Annotated in this window: 22 protein-coding genes and 1 pseudogene; 8 read left to right on the forward strand and 15 right to left on the reverse strand. The window is 66.5% G+C overall.

From position 1 onward, the window contains the following. Nucleotides 1–32: 32 nt before the first annotated feature. Complete coding sequence (locus tag ACFWO8_RS15075; RefSeq protein ID WP_378950156.1) at nt 33–917, reverse strand: NAD(P)H-binding protein; 885 nt, start codon at nt 915–917, stop codon at nt 33–35. A gap of 186 nt (nt 918–1,103) precedes the next feature. Here ACFWO8_RS15075 and ACFWO8_RS15080 point away from each other — a divergent pair, with 186 nt between their 5' ends. Together ACFWO8_RS15080 and ACFWO8_RS15085 are read left to right on the forward strand one after the other, a co-directional pair. Continuing rightward, a complete protein-coding gene (locus ACFWO8_RS15080; RefSeq protein ID WP_378950158.1) occupies nt 1,104–1,577 on the forward strand; it encodes an RrF2 family transcriptional regulator in 474 nt (157 codons plus the stop codon). A gap of 1 nt (nt 1,578) precedes the next feature. Beyond that, nucleotides 1,579–2,799, forward strand: coding sequence for a globin domain-containing protein (locus ACFWO8_RS15085; RefSeq protein WP_378950161.1), 1,221 nt, complete (start codon nt 1,579–1,581; stop codon nt 2,797–2,799). A gap of 28 nt (nt 2,800–2,827) precedes the next feature. Here the strand turns inward: ACFWO8_RS15085 and ACFWO8_RS15090 are convergent, their stop codons facing one another. The 5 genes from ACFWO8_RS15090 to ACFWO8_RS15110 all read right to left on the reverse strand — a co-directional run bounded on the left by ACFWO8_RS15090 (nt 2,828) and on the right by ACFWO8_RS15110 (nt 6,277). Next, complete coding sequence (locus tag ACFWO8_RS15090) at nt 2,828–3,328, reverse strand: pyridoxamine 5'-phosphate oxidase family protein (protein ID WP_378950163.1); 501 nt, start codon at nt 3,326–3,328, stop codon at nt 2,828–2,830. A 180-nt stretch (nt 3,329–3,508) separates the two neighbouring features. Beyond that, nucleotides 3,509–4,702 carry an NAD(P)/FAD-dependent oxidoreductase gene (locus tag ACFWO8_RS15095; protein ID WP_378950165.1) on the reverse strand — a complete coding sequence of 398 codons (1,194 nt, stop codon included), beginning with the start codon at nt 4,700–4,702 and terminating at the stop codon, nt 3,509–3,511. After that, nucleotides 4,699–4,881 (reverse strand): rubredoxin, encoded by a 183-nt coding sequence (locus ACFWO8_RS15100; protein ID WP_378914490.1) that lies wholly within the window; start codon nt 4,879–4,881, stop codon nt 4,699–4,701. The genes ACFWO8_RS15095 and ACFWO8_RS15100 overlap by 4 nt, the downstream gene beginning before the upstream one ends. After that, nucleotides 4,878–5,054, reverse strand: coding sequence for a rubredoxin (locus ACFWO8_RS15105; protein WP_378914549.1), 177 nt, complete (start codon nt 5,052–5,054; stop codon nt 4,878–4,880). The genes ACFWO8_RS15100 and ACFWO8_RS15105 overlap by 4 nt, the downstream gene beginning before the upstream one ends. After that, nucleotides 5,051–6,277: an alkane 1-monooxygenase gene (locus ACFWO8_RS15110; protein WP_378950169.1), complete on the reverse strand. Its 1,227-nt coding sequence runs from the start codon at nt 6,275–6,277 to the stop codon at nt 5,051–5,053. The genes ACFWO8_RS15105 and ACFWO8_RS15110 overlap by 4 nt, the downstream gene beginning before the upstream one ends. A 149-nt stretch (nt 6,278–6,426) precedes the next feature. On the opposite strand from ACFWO8_RS15110, the gene ACFWO8_RS15115 reads away from it, so the two are divergent. After that, nucleotides 6,427–7,029, forward strand: a complete 603-nt coding sequence (locus ACFWO8_RS15115; protein ID WP_378950171.1) for a TetR family transcriptional regulator — start codon at nt 6,427–6,429, stop codon at nt 7,027–7,029. A gap of 6 nt (nt 7,030–7,035) precedes the next feature. Here ACFWO8_RS15115 and ACFWO8_RS15120 read toward each other — a convergent pair whose 3' ends face one another. Beyond that, nucleotides 7,036–7,689 (reverse strand): cutinase family protein, encoded by a 654-nt coding sequence (locus ACFWO8_RS15120; RefSeq protein WP_378950173.1) that lies wholly within the window; start codon nt 7,687–7,689, stop codon nt 7,036–7,038. Between the two features lie 183 nt (nt 7,690–7,872). Continuing rightward, on the reverse strand, nt 7,873–8,085 hold the full coding sequence (locus ACFWO8_RS15125) for a hypothetical protein (RefSeq protein ID WP_358059451.1): 213 nt from the start codon (nt 8,083–8,085) through the stop codon (nt 7,873–7,875). 96 nt (nt 8,086–8,181) lie between these two features. On the opposite strand from ACFWO8_RS15125, the gene ACFWO8_RS15130 reads away from it, so the two are divergent. Beyond that, the gene (locus ACFWO8_RS15130; protein ID WP_378950175.1) at nt 8,182–9,870 is read left to right on the forward strand and encodes an FAD-binding dehydrogenase; all 1,689 of its coding nucleotides are present in this window, start codon (nt 8,182–8,184) and stop codon (nt 9,868–9,870) included. Here ACFWO8_RS15130 and ACFWO8_RS15135 read toward each other — a convergent pair. The 4 genes and pseudogenes from ACFWO8_RS15135 to ACFWO8_RS15150 form a co-directional block, all read right to left on the reverse strand. Continuing rightward, nucleotides 9,867–10,694: an IclR family transcriptional regulator gene (locus ACFWO8_RS15135; protein ID WP_378950177.1), complete on the reverse strand. Its 828-nt coding sequence runs from the start codon at nt 10,692–10,694 to the stop codon at nt 9,867–9,869. The two genes, ACFWO8_RS15130 and ACFWO8_RS15135, sit on opposite strands and share 4 nt — an antisense overlap. A 77-nt stretch (nt 10,695–10,771) precedes the next feature. Continuing rightward, complete coding sequence (locus ACFWO8_RS15140) at nt 10,772–11,014, reverse strand: hypothetical protein (RefSeq protein WP_378950179.1); 243 nt, start codon at nt 11,012–11,014, stop codon at nt 10,772–10,774. A gap of 30 nt (nt 11,015–11,044) precedes the next feature. Next, nucleotides 11,045–11,413, reverse strand: a complete 369-nt coding sequence (locus ACFWO8_RS15145) for a ketosteroid isomerase family protein (protein ID WP_378950922.1) — start codon at nt 11,411–11,413, stop codon at nt 11,045–11,047. A 94-nt stretch (nt 11,414–11,507) separates the two neighbouring features. Next, a pseudogene (locus ACFWO8_RS15150) lies at nt 11,508–11,621 on the reverse strand (MerR family DNA-binding transcriptional regulator); the annotation flags it as partial. A 313-nt stretch (nt 11,622–11,934) separates the two neighbouring features. On the opposite strand from ACFWO8_RS15150, the gene ACFWO8_RS15155 reads away from it, so the two are divergent. Beyond that, nucleotides 11,935–15,201, forward strand: a complete 3,267-nt coding sequence (locus ACFWO8_RS15155) for an arabinosyltransferase domain-containing protein (protein ID WP_378950181.1) — start codon at nt 11,935–11,937, stop codon at nt 15,199–15,201. 155 nt (nt 15,202–15,356) lie between these two features. On the opposite strand, the gene ACFWO8_RS15160 is transcribed toward ACFWO8_RS15155, so the two are convergent. After that, nucleotides 15,357–15,950 carry a TetR/AcrR family transcriptional regulator gene (locus tag ACFWO8_RS15160; protein WP_378950183.1) on the reverse strand — a complete coding sequence of 198 codons (594 nt, stop codon included), beginning with the start codon at nt 15,948–15,950 and terminating at the stop codon, nt 15,357–15,359. Nucleotides 15,951–16,007: 57 nt separating this feature from the next. Between ACFWO8_RS15160 and ACFWO8_RS15165 the strand changes: the two genes are divergently transcribed. Continuing rightward, entirely contained in the window at nt 16,008–17,153 is a 1,146-nt protein-coding gene (locus ACFWO8_RS15165; RefSeq protein WP_378950185.1) for a glycosyltransferase, read from the forward strand. A gap of 12 nt (nt 17,154–17,165) precedes the next feature. Here the strand turns inward: ACFWO8_RS15165 and ACFWO8_RS15170 are convergent, their stop codons facing one another. Together ACFWO8_RS15170 and ACFWO8_RS15175 are read right to left on the reverse strand one after the other, a co-directional pair. Then, nucleotides 17,166–18,086: a LysR family transcriptional regulator gene (locus tag ACFWO8_RS15170; protein WP_378950187.1), complete on the reverse strand. Its 921-nt coding sequence runs from the start codon at nt 18,084–18,086 to the stop codon at nt 17,166–17,168. 36 nt (nt 18,087–18,122) lie between these two features. Beyond that, nucleotides 18,123–18,728, reverse strand: a complete 606-nt coding sequence (locus ACFWO8_RS15175; RefSeq protein WP_378950189.1) for a YdcF family protein — start codon at nt 18,726–18,728, stop codon at nt 18,123–18,125. Between the two features lie 107 nt (nt 18,729–18,835). On the opposite strand from ACFWO8_RS15175, the gene ACFWO8_RS15180 reads away from it, so the two are divergent. Then, nucleotides 18,836–19,843, forward strand: a complete 1,008-nt coding sequence (locus ACFWO8_RS15180; RefSeq protein WP_378950191.1) for a YeiH family protein — start codon at nt 18,836–18,838, stop codon at nt 19,841–19,843. Between the two features lie 85 nt (nt 19,844–19,928). After that, a complete protein-coding gene (locus ACFWO8_RS15185) occupies nt 19,929–20,189 on the forward strand; it encodes a hypothetical protein (RefSeq protein WP_378950193.1) in 261 nt (86 codons plus the stop codon). Nucleotides 20,190–20,208 lie beyond the last annotated feature (19 nt).

Here is a 20,208-nt window from a genome sequence, read left to right on the forward strand (position 1 = left end):
CGATGCTCGTTGTCGCGGCCGGCCGGTTCCGTTCATCGCAGGTAGGTGCTTGCCCAGGCTGCGAGGGTTGTCGGAGTAGTGGTGAGCACCGTGCGCGGGTTCTCGGCGACATAACCGGAACTCAATCCCGCTGACATACCGGCGATGCCATCGATGTGCCCCTGTCCTAGGCCCGCCGATCGCAGTGCTTCCCGGAACTCGTTGTCGGCGAGGTGGATCGGGGTGACCTCATGCCCCTGCTGCCGACCCACGATCTCGGCAACCTCGGTGAAAGTCAGATCCCGGGGCCCGTGCACCGCCTGCACGACACGCCCCGACCACGCGTCCGACAGCAGCCGGATCGCAGCCACCTCACCGATGTCGCGCGGGTCCACCCACGCCATCGCATGGTCCAACGGCCACGGTGTGGACAGCGTGCCTGCCCGGATCTCGTCGAGCTGGGTCAGCAGATTGGTGAAGAAGTAGCCGCACCGCAGGTGCACCACATTCGCTCCGGTGTCGTCGAGCAACTCCTCGGTCCGCGCCAACCCATCGATCTCCCCGGCCCCACCCCGCTTCTCGGCACCCCCACTACTGACGAACACCGTCGCCTCGATCCCGTTCTCCGCCACAGCGCGCGCCGCCGATGCCCCCATCCGCGCATACCCCGCCACCGGATCACCGTCCACGAGCGAGGGCGGATCAACCCAGAACAACCGATCAGCCCCCACGGTAGCCCGTACCACCGCATCCGAATCCCCCTGGTCGACCTGCACAACATCGACCAACCCGCGCATCGCGTGATCGAGCCGCCCAGGATCGCGCATCAGCACCGTCGGCCGAACTCCCGCCTGCACCAACAACTGCACCACTCGGGCACCCACATGCCCAACGGGCGTCGTCACAACAATCCGCTTCTGACCCTCTCGAAGTCCCATAACCCCACGCTAGAACCCATCGCGGCCAGTTCCTGACCGCGACAACCACGAATCCCGGCTACCCGCAGACGGCGACAAGTACGCCCGCCGAGTGCCGATCGCCGTTGGTTGATACCGACGCGAACCGGCTGGTTACCCCGCTCACAAAACTGGTATCCGAAATGCGAATTATTATAGGTTCGGGCCATGCAACTCACCCGGTTCACCGACCTCGGGCTTCGCGTCGTCATGCGGCTCGCGGTGGTCGGCGACGATAATCGGCCGGGCAGCCGCGAGGTCGCCGACGAGCTGGTGGTGTCCTACGCCCACGTCGCGAAAGTGATCACCCGACTGGCCGAACTCGGTGTCGTGGACGCCCGCCGCGGACGCCGCGGTGGTCTGGCCATCACCGAGCTCGGGCGCAGCGCCTCGGTCGGCTGGCTGGTGCGGCGCCTCGAAGGCGAGGGCGAAGTCGTCGAATGCGAGGGAGCCCACCCTTGCCCGCTGCGGACGGGCTGTCTGCTGCGGTCGGCGCTGGGCCGCGCCCAGGAAGCCTTCTTCGCGTCCCTGGACACCGTCGCCATCGAAGACCTCACCCGAAACCCCACGCGCACAGTGCTACTCGCGCTACCTCGAGTAGGCGGCACGGGCTACGAGATCGATGCAACGAATGGAGAATGACATGCTCTCAGCCACCACCAAGGAGACCATCCGCGCCACCTTGCCCGCCGTTGGCGCCGCCATCGGCGAGATAACCACCCTGTTCTACCGCAAGATGTTCGCCGCTGCGCCCGAACTCGAACGCGACCTGTTCAACCGCGGCAACCAGCAGCAGGGCGGCCAGCAGAAGGCGCTCGCCGGCGCCATCGCCGCCTTCGCCGCGCTGCAACTCGAACCGGATCAGGCACGGGTCGATCTGATCCTGTCGCGGATCGCGAACAAGCACGCCTCCTTGGGAATTCAGCCCGCGCAGTACCCGATCGTCCACAAGTACCTCTTCGAAGCCATCGCCGAGGTGCTCGGCGATGCCGTGACCACCGAGGTCGCCGCAGCCTGGAATGAGCTGTACTGGCTGATGGCCGAGACCCTGATCACGATGGAGCGGGGACTGTACCGGGGAGCGGGTGTCGTCGACGGTGACGTCTGGCGACAGGTGCGCGTGCGCGAGCGGCGTCACGAATCCGACGACGCCGTCTCCTTCGTCCTCACGTCGCTCGACGGTGCTCCCCTACCGTCCTTCTCACCGGGGCAATACCTCTCGGTGGGCGTTCACCTCGAAGACGGCGCGCGCCAGATCCGCCAATACAGCCTGTCCTCGGCACCGTCGGGCGAGGACTGGCGCATCACCGTCAAGCGGGTCGATGCCCATGCCCGGCCGGACGGTTCGACGACTCCGGCCGGCGAAGTGTCGAACTTCCTGTACCGCAACACCTTCGAAGGCGATGCGCTCGATGTGACCACTCCGTTCGGCGATCTCGTGCTCCAGGACGACGACGCACCGCTGCTGCTGATCTCCGCGGGCATCGGATGCACCCCGATCATGGGCATGCTCGGCCACCTCGCCGAGACCGCCGACCCGCGCCCGATCTCGGTGATCCACGCAGATCGCGCGCCGAGCAGCCATGCCCATCGTGCCGAACTGGCCGAGCTCGTCGACCGGCTGCCGTTCGCGGTCATGCACCGCTGGTACGAGGATCTTGGCGCCCGCCGTCCCGAGGACGGACTCCGGGAAGGCCGCGCCGACCTCGGCGAGATCACCATCGCCGAGGGCACCCGCGCGTACCTGTGCGGGCCACTTCCCTTCATGCTCGGCGTGCGAGAGGCGTTGCTGGACAAGGGGGTCGCGTCCGAGAACATCCACTACGAGGTCTTCGGACCGGACCGCTTGGCACCGGCGCCGTAGGCTTCCGGGCACTACCGCGGCCCATCGCTCAGGCCCCGGCGGTGCTGCCCGACAGTGGCATGGGGGGCAGGCCCAGCTTGCGGTGGTCCCATGACCTGAACCTGGTCTGGTCGACCCGGATCACGATGCGCTTGTTCATCATGGTCTCGACGAACGGCCGGACCTCGGGGCTGTACGGGCCGACGTAACGCTCGTAGATGTCGATGGCGGCCCGCCAGTACTCCTCGTCGTCGGTGTCCTCGATCAGGTGTGCGGTGCCCTCGATCGAGACGCCGCGCAGCTGGTCGTAGGTGTCGCCGGCTTCGGCCATACAGGTGATGGTGGGGTCGCGGCGCAGGTTCACCGACTTCTGCGACTTCGCCTTGGTCTCGAAGTAGACCACCCCATCGACATGCCCGAACCACATCGCGGTGAGATGCGGTTTCCCGGCCCTGTCGAGCGTGGCCAGCGTGAGCACCCGGGTGCGATCGAGAAACTGCGCGATCTCGTCCGTGCTCATCTGCACCGCCGCCCGCTGATTGACTCCCACTACTGTCCACCTTCCATCCCTGACGCCTTTCCGCCGACCCTACTCAGTCACCTCCCCCACCGAATCCGAACACGAGAACCTCACCCGAGCCGACGCCCCGCGCGATCGCGTAGTCGGCGATCTCGCGGCCGGGCCGGGACAACCTGTTCCGGGCTGTGGTTCAGTCGGTCGGCCCACAGTTCAGCGTGATCGAACGAGGTCGAGGGAAGCGCTCAGCGACCACGGGTCTCCTTCGGCGATGAGAGTCCGGGTGGCGCGGAGTTCTCTCGGTCTTGCCATGGCGACGGCGCCGACGGGGCAGCCGTTGTGCAGGGCGATCGCGAGGAAGTCTCGGGAAGGCAGGTCGCCGTCGACGACCAGGTCGTCGTGGGGGTGGATCCAGCCTGCGAATTGCATCGACAGGCCGTGTTGGTCGGTCCAGCCCCAGGGGATTTCGGCCGAGGTGGCGGGGTGGCCGAGGATGGCTTTCGCGGCGGCGGCGCCGTCGGACATCGCTGTGTTCCAGTGTTGGCCGCGTTCGAATTCGCCACGGCGGGGGTTGAATCCGGTGGTGGCGTCGCCCGCGGCGAAGACGGCCGGGGCCGAGGTGCGGTGGTGCTGGTCGATGACGATGCCGTCGTTCACCGCGATGCCCGCTGCTTCGGCCAAGGCGGTGTCGGGGACCGAACCTATGGCGACCAGGGCGGCGGCCGCGGTGAAGGCCCGGCCGTCGGCGGTTGTGGCCGTGACACCGTCGGCGGTGTCGACGAGCTGTGTTGTGGCGACACTGTTTTCGACAACGACGCCGTGCTCGACATGGATGTCGCGGACCAGGTCCGAAACGGTCCGCGGCACGATCCGATCGAGCAATGCCGGGCCCGCGTTCAACAGGGTCACTTCGGCGCCGAGACCGCGGGCGGTGGCGGCGACTTCACAGCCGATCAATCCGCCGCCGATGATGAGCAGCGAGCCGCCGACATCGATCGCATTCTGTAGCGCTGTGACGTCGGACTGCGTTCGCAGAGTGTGCACGCGGGTGGACGCGGTATCGATAGTGCGCGCTTTGGCTCCGGTGGCCAGCAGCAGACTGTCGTATCCGAGCACCTCTCCGGTACTCAATTGCACTGTCGCGCTGTCGGTATCGACCGCACGCACCAGGGTTGCCTGCCGCAGGTCGATCGCGTTGTCGGCCCAGAACTTCGCCGGTTTCAGCATCGCTCGGTCGAACGACGTGGTCCCCGCGAGCAGTTCCTTGGACACCGCGGGCCGTCGATACGGCAGGTTGGGCTCCGCGCCGACGAGCACGATCTCGTCGGCATACCCTTCGCGGCGCAAGGTCTGCGCCGCGGTGGCACCGGCGACACCGGTGCCGACGATGACGATCCGCCCGCTCATCCGCGGCTCACCTCCCGCATGTCGAAATCGGCCTTGGCGGCGCCGCAGTCGGGGCAGGACCAGTCGTCGGGGATGTCGTCCCAGCGGGTGCCGGGTTCGATGCCGTCCTCGGGCCAGCCCAGCGCCTCGTCGTACTCGAAGCCGCACTGGACGCACTGGAACAATCGGTAGTCGTTCATCGGGACACGCCTTCCTTCGGTTCGAAATCGAGCTTCTCGCGCACGCCACAGTCGGGACAGCACCAGTCGTCGGGGATCTCCGTCCAGGCGGTGCCGGGCGCGAAACCCTCACGGGGAGCGCCGAATCGCTCGTCGTAGACGTAGTCGCACACGGGGCAGAGGTAAGCCATCAGTTCACTCCGTACTTCGCCAGTACCTTCGCCCGCTTGCTTGGCTGGATGTTCACCCGGGTGATGTCGCCGTTGTAGTGGGCGAGGACGCGATGGTCCATCACCTTGCGCCACAACGGAGTCAGGTACGCCAGGCCGATCAGGCTCGCGTAGCCGCTGGGCAGCTCGGGCGCGCCGTCCATGTGCCGCAGGATCTGGTAGCGGCGGGTGGGGTTGGCGTGATGGTCGCTGTGCCGTTGCAGGTGGTAGAGGAAGATGTTGGTGACGATGTGGTCGGAGTTCCAGCTGTGTTCGGGCGTGCAGCGCTCGTAGCGACCAGACGCGGTCTTCTGCCGGAGCAGACCGTAGTGCTCGAGGTAGTTCACCGTCTCCAGCAGCGAGAAGCCGTAGATCGCCTGGATCACCAGGAACGGCAGGATGGACGGACCGAACACCGCGACCAGCACCACCCACAGCGCGACCGACATGAGCCAGGCGTTGAGCACGTCGTTCTGCAGCGAGAAGGTGCTCTTGCCCAGCCGCTGCATGCGGGTGCGCTCGAGCTCCCACGAGGACTTCAGGCTGCCCCACACGCTGCGCGGCAGGAAGGTCCAGAACGATTCGGCGAACCGTGCGCTGGCCGGATCCTCCGGCGTCGCGACGCGCACATGGTGGCCACGGTTGTGCTCGATGTAGAAGTGCCCGTAGAACGTCTGCGCGAGGGTGATCTTCGACAGCCAGCGCTCGAGTTCGTCTTTCTTGTGGCCGAGTTCGTGCGCGGTGTTGATGCCGACACCGCCCACCGCGCCGATGGAGAAGGCCAGGCCGATCTTGGAGATCAGGCCGAGACCACCGTCGATGCCGAGCCAGGACAGGTTGTCCGCGGTCCACAGGTAGCAGGCGAACGCCAGGCTGAACAGCTGCAGGGGAATGTAGGCGTAGGTGCAGTAGCGGTAGTACTTGTCGTTCTCCAACTGCGCCATCACCGCCTCGGGTGGGTTCTTGCCGTCGGGCCCGAAGAATCGGTCGAGGGTCGGCAGCAAGACGTACACCAGGATCGGTCCGATCCACCACCACACGGGCGCGACGACCTGCCAACCGAGCTGGTTGAAGACCCACACGAATCCGGCTGCCAGCATCGTCGCGCTGGGGGCGACGAGGCCGAACAGCCACAGGTAGCGCTTGGGATCTCGCCAGTGCGGCGGGGTGGTCGATGCTTCGTTGTCGATGCTTCGAGATGTCGTCATTGCCATTCTCCTGATCACCGAGACTCCGAACACATACCCGCCCGAAGTCGCCTTCGTTTACACATTAGCTCGTGTTGTTCCGAATAGATACACAAGTGAGCAGATTGTCAGCAATCGAGCACATCGACCGGCACATGTAGGATGATCGGGTGGCCGAACCACCGAACTTTCAGGCAGAAATGCGCCAGCTGCTGCGCGACCGGATGATCGACGCCGCGCGCACGATGGTCGTCACCGAGGGCTGGGGCGCGGTCAACATGTCGCGGGTGGCCAAGGAGGTCGGCATCAGCAGGCCGGTCCTCTACAAGGAGATCGGCACCAAGCAAGCGCTCGCGGATGCCCTCATCGAGCGCGAGACCGGCATCTACCTGGCCGGGATCGCCGAAACGCTGGCCGAACACCCGGCCGACCCACGCGCGGGAATGACGGCGGCCGCCGAGTACACACTGCGCACCGCGGGCGACAACACCCTGATCAAAGCCGTGCTATCGGCTCGCCAGGATGCCGACACGGCCTTGCTGCCCGCCCTGGTGAGCGACCCGGAACCGGTACTCGGACGGGCCGTCGCCGCGCTCACCACCACCGCACGTGAGCGGTACGAATTCGCCGACCTGACCGACGACGAGCTGACCTCGATCGTCGAGATCATGGTCCGGCTGACATTGAGTCACTTGTTCCAGCCGACGGGCAGCGTCGATCGCGCGGTGGCGCAGATCGGCGCTGTGATGTCGGGGGTCATGCCCGCCGTCTGAGCGGGCTCACAATCGCGTGCCCACCTGTCCGGCCGCGGCCGCGAACGCCCACTCGTAACTGCCGTGCGCGGCCGGGAACACCCCGCCCGCGCACACCGGATCGCCTGCGGCGCAATAGTTCGCGGTGCGATCGGCGTACAACGGTGTGACCGTGCCGCCGATGAGTCGCAGTGGGTCACCGAACAGCAGCACCGCGACGACGCGCGAGGACAGTTCGTGCGGCAGTACCCACACGCCGGGCAGCGGCGCTGAGCCGAGCACACCGTGGGCGACCACCGCACCCTGGGAGTAGCCCACGAGAACGAAGCGCTGCTCAGGGCAGGCGGCGGCCTGATCGATCAGGTGGCTGGTCATGGCCCGCGTGCCGTCGCTGACCGAGCTCGGTACCAGGAGGTCGGCTGGGTACTCGACCCGGTGGGCGGTGGTGTCCACCGGTAGTTGCGCACTCAGTACCGCGTAGAGCGGGTCGCCGATGGCGGCTCCCAGATAGCCGGGTTCTGCTGTGCCGCGGGCGATCACGACGTCGAGCGTGGCGCAGCTCTGCGCCCATGCTGTCAGTCCAGGGGACATCGCTGTCCCGATTCCCGCGGCCAGTAGCAACACCGACAGCGCTCGCGCTGTATGCCTTGCGACGATACGAATTGCCTTCCGATAGGTCATCGTGCCCACCTACTCACGCCGTTGTGAGAAATAGAGAAAGAGCGATTCACCTCCTGCCCAACAGCATTCGGTGTGCTCAGTGGTGGAATACCCGCTGACCTGCATCTCCATGGCGCGAACTCGGCATCGGCTGCGCCACGGTTACATCTCGGATCGCCTGCGGCACAACACCGCTGCCGAAACTCAGTGCTTCTTGGGCTTCTTCTTGTACTTCGGCTTGTCGTGATCGGGCTCCCACTCATAGCCCGCGACACCACGTTCACAGTAGGAGTCCGCGACGTGGACATCGCCCTGGTCACGCTCACACCAACGCGATTTCGAGCAGGAGGTGGCGCCGAGGCCGGCCACCACGGCGAGCGTGAGGACGGCAGCGCCGGTACGGGTACGGACGTTCATGTGTTGTCGAGCCTTTCCTAGAATGAAATATCGCTGGTCAGGGCGTTTTCCAGGACTTGTCCCCACCCGTCGACGAACCAATGCTACGTTCCAGGCATGTCGAGCACAGCGCCTGAGCCCACCGAAGATTTCTCCCCCGACGCGATTGTCGTCGGCGCCGGACTGGCGGGCCTGGTCGCCGCGCACGAGTTGGTACTCGCCGGACGCAAGGTACTGGTGCTCGATCAGGAGAATCGCGCCAACCTCGGCGGGCAGGCGTTCTGGTCGCTGGGTGGGTTGTTCGTCGTCGACAGCCCGGAGCAGCGCAGGCTCGGCATCAAGGACTCCTACGAACTGGCACTGCAGGATTGGCTGGGTTCGGCCGGTTTCGACCGCGAGGACGAGGACCGGATGGGCCGCGAATGGGCGAAGGCCTACGTACGGTTCGCCACCGACGAGAAGCGGGACTACCTGCAGGCCTTGGGTTTGCGCTTCACCCCGCTGGTCGGCTGGGCCGAGCGGGGCGGCGGTCTGGCCGGCGGGCACGGCAACTCGGTCCCGCGGTTCCATCTCACCTGGGGCACCGGGCCCGAAGTGCTCCGCGTCTTCCTGGAGCCGGTCCTGGCCGGTGAGGCGAAAGGATTGGTGCGCTTCGCGTTCCGGCATCGCGTCGACGAGCTGATCGTCGAAGACGGCGCCGTCACCGGTGCGCGCGGCAGCGTCCTCGCGCCCTCCGACACCGACCGCGGCCAGGCGTCGAATCGGGATGTGGTGGGCGAGTTCACCTTCCACGCCCCGGCGGTGATCGTGAGTTCGGGCGGTATCGGTCACGCCCACGACCTCATCCGCCGCAATTGGCCCACCGAACGTCTCGGCCCGTGCCCGGAGACCATGATCTCCGGTGTCCCCGCCTATGTGGACGGCCGGATGCTTGGCATCTCCGAGGAGGCAGGGGCGGCGCTGGTCAACCGCGACCGGATGTGGCACTACACCGAGGGCATCAACAACTGGGATCCGATCTGGCCCGACCACGCCATCCGTATCATTCCCGGCCCGTCGTCGCTGTGGTTCGACGCGAACGGAAACCGTATGCCCGCACCGTGTTTCCCCGGTTTCGACACCAACGAGACCATGCGCCAGATTCTGTCGACCGGCTACGACTACTCGTGGTTCGTCCTGAACCAGTCGATCATCGAGAAGGAGTTCGCGCTGTCGGGTTCGGAACAGAATCCCGATATCACCGGCAAGGACTTGAAGTTCACCGTGCGCAGCAGGCTGGCCAAGGGCGCGCCGGGCCCGGTGGAGGCGTTCAAGCAGCACGGCGTCGACTTCGTTGTCGCCAACTCGCTGGCCGAGCTCGTCGACGGCATGAACGAGCTCGCCCGCGGGCCGAAGCTGGATGTGGCCGCCCTCGAACACCAGATCGTGGGCAGGGACCGCGAAGTCGCGAACTCGTTCTCCAAGGACGCACAGGTGACCGCGATCAACAACGCCCGAAAGTTCCTCGGCGACAAGGTCCGCGTCGTCAAACCGCACCGCATCCTCGACCCGGCGCACGGCCCGCTCATCGCGGTACGCCTCAATGTACTGACCCGCAAGACCCTCGGCGGGCTGCAGACCGACCTCGATTCGCAGGTGCTGCGCCCGGACGGCTCGGTGTTCGCGGGGCTCTACGCCGCCGGTGAGGTCGCCGGGTTCGGCGGTGGCGGCGTGCACGGTTACAACGCGCTGGAGGGCACGTTCCTCGGCGGGTGCATCTTCTCGGGTCGCGCGGCCGGTCGGGCGATCGCGCGGCGCACGCCCTAGTGCGGGTGCCGGGGGGCCAGGGTGCGCGATGCTTCCTTGGCCACCTCGGCGAGCGCCCGAGCCAGCCGCGCGGTGTCGAGTGCGGTGCGCTCACCCTTGATCGTGCCCGACAGCGAGATCGCCGCCACCGCGACACCGCGGCCACGGATCGGCACCGCCACGCAGCCGACGCCCGGCAGCGATTCCTCGGTGTCCACGGCCACGCCCTGACGGTTGCGGATGCGGGCGAGTTCGCGGTGCAGTTCGGCCCGGTCGACGATCGTGCGCGCGGTCCGTGCCACGGCATTGCCACGCAGCGAGGCCTCCGCGATGCCGGGCTCCAGCGTGGCCAGCAGCGCCTTGCCGACCGCGGTGCAGTGTGCGGGCAGCCTGCCGCCGACGCGGGTCGGGATGACCACCCGCCCGCGACCACCCGAACGATCGAGGAACAACACCTCGCGCCCGTCGAGCACCGCGAGGTGCCCCACCAGCCCGGTGCGCTGACTGAGTTCGTAGAGCAGCGGCCCGACCACCTCGCGCAGCTCGTTCTGCTCGGCCGCGAGCCCGCCGAGTTCGAGCACCCGCAGGCCCAGCCGGTAACCGCCGGGAGTGTGTGCGAGCCAGCGCAACCGGATCATCTGGTCGAGGATGCGATGCACGGTCGAGCGCGGCAGGCCGGTGCGTTCGGCGAGCCCGAGCAGCGTCAGCGTGGGTGTGGCGGCGTCGAACGCGTCCAGAATGAGCGTCATCCGCTCGATCATCGACGTCGGCGGTGCTCCGGTCGCCCGGCCCGATCCGGTCCACAGGCTTTCCGGCGCCGGCTCGGTCACGATCTCGACCGTCATTTGATCCAACCTCCACAGTGCGTAGCGCTAACAGACTAGAGCCGTTAGCTCCGCTTACGCACTATTTCGCCTCGATCTCAGACCATCGCCGGGCTGACCGGCGTCACGGGCAACGGGCGGCGCACGATCGTCGCGATGGTTGCCGCGATCTCTCCGATGGCCCTGGCAGGCGCGGAGTCGGGGTCGGTGTCGACGAACGGAGCGCCCCGATCACCTGCCGGACCGCCGGGTCGAACGGGATCCGGCCGATGACGGGGCAAATGGGTGTCGAGTGAGAACGCGCGCTTCAGCTGCAGCCAATGTGCGGCATCGCGGGACACGAAGGTCTCGCGGGGTCGTCCAATCGCGATCTAGAAACCGTGGAAGGTCTGGTCGGCGATCATCGAGGATCCGTTCAGCGCGAAGGATGTCTCGAACGAACGCGCATCTGGAGTTCCGTCCAGCATGAGATGTCCCGTCACCCGAACAAGCACAGAGGCATCGGTGTCCGACTGGACATCAATCGTGTTGACGTTGTACCCAGCCCGCGGGAATTGGACGAGCTGCTCAAAGATTGCCGTTGTGCCCGCGTACCGAGTGTCCCCGATCGTGAGTTGCGCGTCCTCGGCGTACCAAAGCTCCAGTGCGCTCTGGCGGGCCGTGAGCTGCGCGAAGTAGAGGGCGGTGAAAGCCTGGACATTCTCTCGGGTGAAGTATTTCTTGACGGTGTCGTCGACCATGACAGTCCTCCTGATCAATCCCAGGAAGTGATACCTGATACAGGTGCCCGACATCGGCTTCGGTGTAGAGCCTGTGACCGGTATTGGTGCGCCTCGCTGGGCGCACCAACCCGATGCGGTCATAGTGGTGCAACGTCCGAACCGTCAATCCGGCCTCGGCCGCGAGCTCACCGACCTTCCACACCTGCTCGATTCCGGTCTCGTCCATCCGCTTCCATCTCACTTCCACCGACGCACCATGCGCTGGTACCGCCGACGCTAGAGCCTGACGTTACGTCAGGAGCAAGCCGAAGCTTCCTGCTGAATCTCGCGACAACAGCTCGAACTTGCGGAATGGCCTTGGCACACTACTCGCGCGAGCGAGCAGATCGTCGGCGCGACCGGTTCGAGCCGTCGGTGTGATCGGGTCACGCATAGTGGTATATCCATTTCGGGCAACTCATCTAACTCGAAGCATGCTGTCGCGGAGGGTATTCGGTGCCGGCCGATGCACTTTTGGCGGGTGGCTAGGATCGGAAATCGTGACCTTGTTGCTCAGCCGACGGCGGCCGTCCGACGATCAACCCTTCGATCCCCAGGACCAGCAGCAAGATTCTGGCCGATTGTGGCGAATTGTCGCGATTGTCGCAGGAATCGTCGGCGTGCTACTCGCGTTAGCGGTGCCGTTTCTTCCCGTGCAGCAGCAACAAGCGTCGTTCTCATGGCCGCAGGACGGTCGCGCAACCAGCGTGACATCGCCTTTGGTCTCATATTCACCCGTCAGCGTCGACGCGACGATTCCGTGTGCTGCAACTTCGGGATTGAGCCCTCGCGGTGGGTACCTGATGGCGACGGTGCCACCAGCATCCGGGCAGGCTTGGCACTACGGCCTGAACGTGCTCGTCGCGACAGCTGACGCCGGAAATCGTCTGCAAGTCGTCCTGCGCGACAAAACTCTGGTCGATACCGCGGTGGTGGACTTGTCCGCCGATTGTCGAGTTTCGGTCGTATCCACCAGCGCCCGAACCACTGTCGAGGTCAGCGGTTCTGAGCCCGTGATCGTCGAAGGTGACTTCCGGCCGCAGTTGGTCGGGTTATTCACCGATCTGGCCGGCGATGTTCCCGCGGGGATGCGGACCGATGTGGAGATCGATTCTCGATTCACGACCGCACCGACAGCGCTCAAACTGATCGCGATCATCGGCGTCTTCATCGCCGCGGCAGTGGCACTGTTCGCCTTGCACCGCCTCGACTGCCGCGACGGGCGCCGCAATCGGCGGGTCTTGCCGCAACGTTGGTGGCGGCCGCGGTGGGTCGACGGCGTAGTCATCGGCACCCTGATTCTGTGGTATTTCATCGGTGCCGGTACCGCCGACGACGGCTACATCCTGGGAATGGCACGAACAGCCGGACATGCGGGATACCTGGCGAACTACTTCGCCTACTTCGGGGTGCCCGAAACACCGATCGGAATTCCCTACGACCTCGTTGTCGGCTGGCTGGCACAGATTTCGACCGCGAGCATCGTGGTGCGACTACCGGAGTTGATGTTCGGCATCGTGTGCTGGTTCCTGATCAGCCGCGAGGTCGTGCCGCGTCTAGGAATTGCCGCACGTCAAGAGAAGGCAGCGATCTGGGCGGGTGGCTTGGCGCTGCTTGCGTTCTGGCTTCCGTACAACAACGGTCTGCGGCCCGAACCTGCCGTCGCCCTCGGCGTTTTGCTGGTCTGGGTGTCGATGGAGCGAACCCTGGCGACACGGCGACTCGCGCCCGCCGCGATTGCGTTGATACCGGCCGCGCTGGCAGTGGTCACCAATCCCGCAGGGGTGATCTGTTTCGCTGCGTTGCTGGCCGGTGCTCGTCCGCTGGTGCAGATCATCGTCGAACGGGCGCGCAGTGTTGGTTACCTGGCACTGCTGGCTCCGGCTGCGGCGGTCGGTGTGTCGATTCTGGCGCTCGTGTTCATTGGTCAGCCGTTCTCCGAGGTCTCGGCGATGAGCGACGCGCACGCCGTGGTCGGCCCGAACATGCCGTGGTACGACGAAACTTTCGTCTATCAATCCCTGTTCCAGGTCGGCCCTGACGGTTCGATGGCGCGCCGATTCGCCATGCTGTTGCTATTTCTGACCTTGGCAGTGTCGGTACTGGCCCTTGTGCGCCACGGCGGCCGGATCCCCGGTCTGGCAGCCGGACCCACGCGCCGGATTCTGGGCACCACCGTTGCCACGATTCCGCTGATGGCGCTCTCGCCGACCAAGTTCACCCACCACTTCGGCGTCTTCGCCGGGCTCGCCGGCGCTGTCGCAGTCGTGGCCGCGGTCGCGGCAGGGCCCCGAGTCGTGAGATCACCACGCAACCGCGCGCTGTTCGCGGCCGTCGTCACCGCCGTGCTAGCGCTGGCCTTCACCAGTTCGAACAGTTGGTGGTATGTCGCCGCCTACGGAATTCCCTGGTGGGACAAGCCGATCTCGGTCAAGGGCACCAGCGCGGGCACTGCCCTGCTCATAGTCGCGATCCTGTTGCTCGCATTCGCAGGCTGGTTGCATATCCGCGAACCATTCCGCAGCGCAGAACACCGGACACACCGTCGGATTCCGGCTCTGACCATCACGGTCGGGCTGGTAGTGGCCTTCGAGGTCGTATCATTCGTCAAGGCCGGAATCGATCAATATCCGGCGTATTCGCTGGCGAAGTCGAACTTTTCCGCGCTTGCTGGTGAACCGTGCGGGCTGGCCGACGAGGTGCTGGTCGAGCCTGATCCGAATGCGGGGATGCTGCAACCGCTGTCCGGCGACCGAGCTACTGCCTTGGGCGCAGACAATGACGGGTTCACTCCGAACGGCGTCAACACCAACGATTTGGTCCCTGATGCTTCCGACGCAGCCTCGGCTTCGGTCGGCCAGTCGCTCGGCAGTGCGGGAACCACTACCGAATCCGGCTCGACCGAGGGCGGTGGGCTCGGCGGGTCCAGCCCGCGTGGCATCAACGGCAGCACGCTCGCGCTCCCGTTCGGGCTGGATCCGGCCGCTACGCCAGTGCTCGGCAGTTTCGGCAGCCCTGGTGTCACGAAAACGCTTGTCTCCGGCTGGTATCGACTCCCGGCGCCCGACTCGAGCGGTAGCCGTGGCCAGATCCTCGCGATCGCAACTGCTGGACGCGTCGCCACCACCGATCTCGACGGCCTCCCGGTGATCGGTCAGAGTGTTGAGATCGAATACGGAAGCACGAGCGCGGCCGAGGTGGTACCACTCGGGCGAGTTATCCCTGATGACGTCAGCGTGCTCCAACCTTCCTGGCGCAACCTTCGGGTTCCGCTGCAGCAGTTGCCGTCCCACGCTGATGCGGTTCGTATCGTTGCCACCGTCAACAGCTCCGATGCCGAGCAATGGGTGGCGGTGACACCGCCGCGTGTGCCTGACCTGCGCACCCTCGATGAATTGGTCGGCCATACCAGGCCGGTGCTCCTGGATTGGCTGGTCGGCCTGCAGTTCCCCTGCCAGCAGCCGATGCGGCACCGCTACGGAGTGGCCGAGATTCCCGAATACCGCATCCTTCCGGAGTTTTCGGCGGCGATCATGACCAGCAACTGGCAGAGCCACGCCTCCGGCGGCCCCCTCGGCTACACCGATCTCGTGACCCGCACCGATGTCCTGCCTTCCTATTTGAAGGATGACTGGAAACGTAACTGGGGCGAGATCCACCGCCTCGTGCCGTTCGAGCCAACCGCGACACCCGCAGAACTCGACACAGTCACCGTCGATCGATCGGCTCGATGGACTCCCGGACCAATCAACTTTGGCATCCGATAGAAGAGAACGCCGCTGTCCAAGCGCCCGTCCACTGTTGGGCACGCGCGGCACCAGGCCGACGACAACATTCCGTCGATAGGACCAATCACCCTGACATTACGTTGACAAGAGCAAATACCGGAATGGGACTCGGTGCCCGGCGGACTCCTGCGCGATCAGTCCGCGGCGAGATGGAGGCGGATGGTGTCGCGTACCCAACACCTGTACCGGTCGAGTGACCACTCTCGGTCGTTGACGAGATTCCCGTAGGTACCGGTGTTGACGAGGCCCCACAGCATGTCGGCCACCGAATCGGCAGCGACCTTCGGCGGCAGTGCGCCACCTCGCTCGAGCCGCCGCCCGAGATCTAGCAGCTCGCCGTAGCGATCCGCCTCGCGGACCCGCAAGGTCTCCTCGACTTCCGGATGCTGGCGCCGAGCCACCACCAGCGCCTCGTGAATCCGCCACACCCTGGACGCGACCTCGACATCGGCGGCGATCGTCGCGTCGAGCGCCTCCCACGCGGTCATCGTGTCCGTGATCGGATGCCGTTCGAGTGCCGGAACGACATCGGTGGCGTAGATGTGCAGATGCAGGGCCGTCAGCAACTCGACCTTCGACGGGAAATGGAGGTAGATCGCCTGGCGGGAGACCCCGGCCGCCTTCGCGATAGCTCCGAGGCCGGCGCCGTGATAGCCGTGTTCCTCGAACATCGCGCGCGCCGACTCGAGGATCTGAGTCCGGGTTTGGGGACGTCCGCCACTTGACACGCTGTAAACCATACCGTACTTTACAAGCTGTCAAGCAAATCCTCGAGGAGGAACGTCATGGCTCGCTACCTGATCACCACCTGGGACGGCGCGGGGAACCTGGTCCCGACACTTGGCATCGCGCGTGCCCTGGTCGATCGCGGCCACGACGTCCGAATACTCGGCCACGAGACGATCGCGCAACGATGCGCCGATGTCGGCGCCCGCTTCCTCGCCTTGACGCAGAGCGAGGGCTGGGACGCGATGGCTACCCCGGACGACTTCGAAGCCGAGGTGAAGCTCATGATCGAGGAGCTGTGCTTCAGTTCGGCCATCGCGCGTGACCTCGCGCGGGAGCTGGACCGCGAGCCTGCTGATGCGGTGATCGTCGATTGTCTGCTGATCACCGCAATCGACGTCGCGCTGGCATCGGGCACACCGACCGCGACGCTGGTCCACACGGCGTACACGATCTTTCGGGGCGGGCCGCTGGTCGAGATGTTCGCGCCGGGTATCGCGATCGCGAACGCGGCGCGCGCGGAGCTCGGCCTGCCCGCGATCGAGCGTCTCGCCGATATCCACGACGCGTGCGCGCTGGCGCTCGTCGCGGCGCCGAAGGAGTTCGAGCCCGACGTGCCGGACGCGGCCAACGTGGTGCGCATCGGGCCTGTCCTCGATGCACCCGCGCTGTCACGCGAGATCGAGGAGGTCGAGATCGGTGACGGGTCGAAGCCGCTGGTCCTGGTCGCACTGAGCACGAGCGAGCAAGGTCAGGCCGAGCTGTTGCAGCGGTGTGTCGATGCGGTCGCGCAGATGCCGGTGCGCGCCATCGTCACGACCGGAGCGGCGATCGACCCGGCGACAGTTCGTGCGGGGGCGGATACCCAAGTCGTGCGGTATGTGCCACACGCGGAGATCCTTCCGTCGGCATCGCTGGTGATCACCCACGCGGGGCTCGGTACGACGATGGCCGCGCTCGGTCGTGGTGTGCCGCTGCTGTGCACCCCGATGGGCCGCGATCAGTTCTTCAACGCCGAACAGGTCCAAACCCTCGGCGCGGGCCTGATGCTGATGCCCGACGCGAGCAGCGCGGTGATCGCGCGGACCGCCGCACAGATCCTCGGCGACAGCGGCTTCGCGTCGGCCGCGAAACAGCTGGCCGTCGCCATCAGTGGCTACGGCGGCGCGGCGAAGGCCGTTGCCGTGCTCGAAACGCTCGGCTAGGACGGGCGACGCTCAACCACGCGCGTTCTCGAGCAACGCGGCCCGCTCCACGAGCAGTTCGCCCGGCCCGGTCGGCGGGGTGTTGCGGCGCCAGATGGCCCGGAATTTGCGGGTCAGGCGGGCGGCATCGGCCGAGGCGACTTCCACCAGGGTGCCGGTGACGAGATCAGGTGCGGCGATCAATCGGCTCAGGACCGCCGGTGCCATGCCGGTGCGAGCCGCCGCCACGATCGCCGCGGTCGACCCGAGCTCCGCGGCCGGGCCGGCGGGTGGGGCCGCGGTGGCGAGCAGGTCCCACACGGTGTCGCGGGTGCCAGAACCCGGTTCACGCCACAGCAGCGCGGTGCCTGCCAGCTCGGTCAGCGTGACCGGGGTCTTCCGTTGCGCCCATGGATGATTCGGTGCCACGACTACGACGAGGTCGTCGGCGCCCAGTACCCGACTGCCGAGTCCGGCCGGTGGATGTGGGCCTTCGACGAAGCCGAGATCGGCGGTGCCGTCGCGCACGAGGCCCGCGACCTGGGTCGAGTTCTCGACTTCGAGGGAGATCACGACTTCGGGGTGATCAGCACGCAGGGCGGCGAGCCAATGCGGAATGCGGTGGTCGGCAATGGTTTTGGAGGCGGCGATGCGTAGCCGCGGGGCCTGTGCGGCGCGGAGCCGGGCGACGTCGTCCACGAGGTCGTGCACGGCGGCGAGGACGGTACGAGCGTGGGCGACGACGGCGCGACCCGCGTCGGTGAGTTCGGAGCCGGTCGGTGCGCGGTCGAGCAGCTTCACGTGCAGGCGGCGTTCGAGCGCGCTGACCCGCATGCTCGCGGCGGGTTGGCTGACCCCGTGTCTGCGGGCGGCGGCGCCCAGGCTGCCCAGCTCGGCCACCGACACGAGGAGGTCGAGGACCTCCAGGTCGGGTGTTCCGGGTGGCAGGGTCATGGCCCGATTATGGGCGACAGGGGGTGCCACGCCACATCAGGCACCGTCGCCGCCGTGATCCAGGCCGAATCGGCCGCGCAGCTTCTTCGCCACACCGTAGAGGGCGAACACCGGTTTCAGTGGCATCCATTCGCCGAACCGATACTCCTGTCCCGGGACGAGCCGGACGGCCAATTCCGGGCTCTGTTCCGCGAGATAGGCGCGCGCGGTCTCGGCGTGTGTCGGCAGTGAGACGATCTTGATCCGGTCGACATCCTGCAGGTACGGAATCGCGAAAGCGATGTTCTCCCAAGTGGATCGGCTCGACTCCTCCAGCACGAGTTCGCCGTCATAACCACAGGTTTGCACGGCGTAGCGCCCCATCAGCGCCGCCTCGGTCGCCGGACCGGCGCAGGCGCCCCCGCACAGGACGAGGCGGGTCGAGGTGGCGCGCGGATCGATGGATCGCAGGCCGGCACGCACCCGCCACCGGTTCATGCCGTTCGCCCGCGAACCGGCGTTGCGGTACCCCAGCACCACGACCGCTTCCGACCCGGCACGCGGGGATCCGACGCCCCGATGGGAGGCGCGCCGATTCGCCCATTCACCCCACAGCATCAGCCCGACACCGGTGGCAACAGTCAGCCCGGTTCGTTTCCGCACGTCTCCAGCAAACCACACGCTCCGTCGACGGGGCCATAAGCCACATTGATGGGCACCTGCGAATTCGCCCTCTACCTCGGAATCCTCGGTGACGCGATGGTGAGGGAGTGAATCGCGTACCCACTCTCGCCCCCGGCCTGGCCCTCGCCGCGCTCCTGGCCACCGTGGCCACGCCGGTCGGCAAGGCGCTGCCGATGATCGGCGCGCCGGTGCTCGCGCTCGGTGCGGGCGCTGTCGCCGGGATGGTGCTGCGTCGCAAGGACGTGACAGGCGCGACGTTCGGCCCGGGGCTCGACGTCGCCCGGCAGCGGTTGCTCGGGCTGGCGATCGTGCTGCTCGGACTCGGCCTGCCACTCGGGTCGGTCCTGAGTGTGGGGAGAGAGACGGCCGTCGTGCTACTCGGGACGTTGGTCGTCGGCGGTGTGGCGGCGTTCTTCGTCGGGCGGATGCTGGCGGTCGACAAGGAGTCCGCGACGCTGATAGCCGTGGGCACGACGATCTGTGGCGCGTCCGCGATCGCCGCCGCCACCGCGGTCCTGCGACCCGACAAGCAACGTGTCGCCTATGCCCTCGGCACCATCTTCATCTTCAATGTGACTGCCGTGCTGGTGTATCCGCCGCTCGGCCGCGCTCTCGGGCTGTCACAGGAGGCGTTCGGACTATGGGCGGGCACCGCGATCAACGACACCTCGTCGGTCCTCGCCGCGGGCGTCATCTTCGGTGCCGGTGCGGCCCATTTCGCGGTGATCGTGAAAATGGTCCGCAGCCTCGCCATCATCCCGCTCTGCCTCGGCCTGCACGTCGGCCGCCGCCACATCGCCGAGCAGACCGATCTACCCCAGGCCTCCCTGCGCCAAGCGGTTCCCCTCTTCGTGGTCCTGTTCCTGGCCGCCTCCGTCATCGCGGGCCTGAACATCATCCCCACCGAACTGACCGAGCCGCTCGCCACCACCAGCAGCTGGCTCATCGCCGCCGTCCTCGCCGCCATCGGCACCTCCCTGAGCCTCGCCCGCCTGCGCACCGCAGGTATCCGTCCGCTGATCCTCGGCGGCACCCTCGGACTTATCCTCGGCACCACCAGCCTCGGCCTGATGTACCTGACGGGATGGTGGTGACAGCGCAAACGTCGCGTTCAGTCCCGCGGTTGCCCGGAGCTACGATTACCGGACATCGCATGTCGGCGCGGACAGGAGGATGTTTATGAACTGCGTTTGCCGGATCATCGCCACCGCGGGTGCCGCCGCGGCATTGACCCTGGCCACCGCGGGTATCGCGACAGCACAGGAAGCCGAGCCGCCCTCGTCGCCGTTGGTCGAATACATCGAGTCGTGGCCGCCCGCACCCGAGTGGTGCAATGGTGCCTGGGATCCGATCGAGGATGCGATCGAGGACTCGGTCCCACCCCAGTACGAAGCGGAGTTCGACGCGTTCGACGACTGGTGCGAGGGCGACGCGGACTGATGCGGAGCGACCGCCCCGA

Source organism: Nocardia sp. NPDC058480, assembly GCF_042720495.1.
GTDB lineage: Bacteria > Actinomycetota > Actinomycetes > Mycobacteriales > Mycobacteriaceae > Nocardia.

Bases quoted from the DNA above. Each gene is read 5' to 3' on its own strand.
- ACFWO8_RS15080 (WP_378950158.1), top strand. From the start codon at position 1,104: ATGCAACTCACCCGGTTCACCGACCTCGGGCTTCGCGTCGTCATGCGG.
- ACFWO8_RS15110 (WP_378950169.1), bottom strand. From the start codon at position 6,277: ATGACGACATCTCGAAGCATCGACAACGAAGCATCGACCACCCCGCCG.
- ACFWO8_RS15165 (WP_378950185.1), top strand. From the start codon at position 16,008: ATGGCTCGCTACCTGATCACCACCTGGGACGGCGCGGGGAACCTGGTC.
- ACFWO8_RS15120 (WP_378950173.1), bottom strand. From the start codon at position 7,689: ATGACCTATCGGAAGGCAATTCGTATCGTCGCAAGGCATACAGCGCGA.
- ACFWO8_RS15145 (WP_378950922.1), bottom strand. From the start codon at position 11,413: ATGGTCGACGACACCGTCAAGAAATACTTCACCCGAGAGAATGTCCAG.
- ACFWO8_RS15125 (WP_358059451.1), bottom strand. From the start codon at position 8,085: ATGAACGTCCGTACCCGTACCGGCGCTGCCGTCCTCACGCTCGCCGTG.
- ACFWO8_RS15185 (WP_378950193.1), top strand. From the start codon at position 19,929: ATGAACTGCGTTTGCCGGATCATCGCCACCGCGGGTGCCGCCGCGGCA.
- ACFWO8_RS15100 (WP_378914490.1), bottom strand. From the start codon at position 4,881: ATGAACGACTACCGATTGTTCCAGTGCGTCCAGTGCGGCTTCGAGTAC.
- ACFWO8_RS15095 (WP_378950165.1), bottom strand. From the start codon at position 4,702: ATGAGCGGGCGGATCGTCATCGTCGGCACCGGTGTCGCCGGTGCCACC.
- ACFWO8_RS15170 (WP_378950187.1), bottom strand. From the start codon at position 18,086: ATGACCCTGCCACCCGGAACACCCGACCTGGAGGTCCTCGACCTCCTC.
- ACFWO8_RS15130 (WP_378950175.1), top strand. From the start codon at position 8,182: ATGTCGAGCACAGCGCCTGAGCCCACCGAAGATTTCTCCCCCGACGCG.
- ACFWO8_RS15135 (WP_378950177.1), bottom strand. From the start codon at position 10,694: ATGACGGTCGAGATCGTGACCGAGCCGGCGCCGGAAAGCCTGTGGACC.
- ACFWO8_RS15075 (WP_378950156.1), bottom strand. From the start codon at position 917: ATGGGACTTCGAGAGGGTCAGAAGCGGATTGTTGTGACGACGCCCGTT.
- ACFWO8_RS15085 (WP_378950161.1), top strand. From the start codon at position 1,579: ATGCTCTCAGCCACCACCAAGGAGACCATCCGCGCCACCTTGCCCGCC.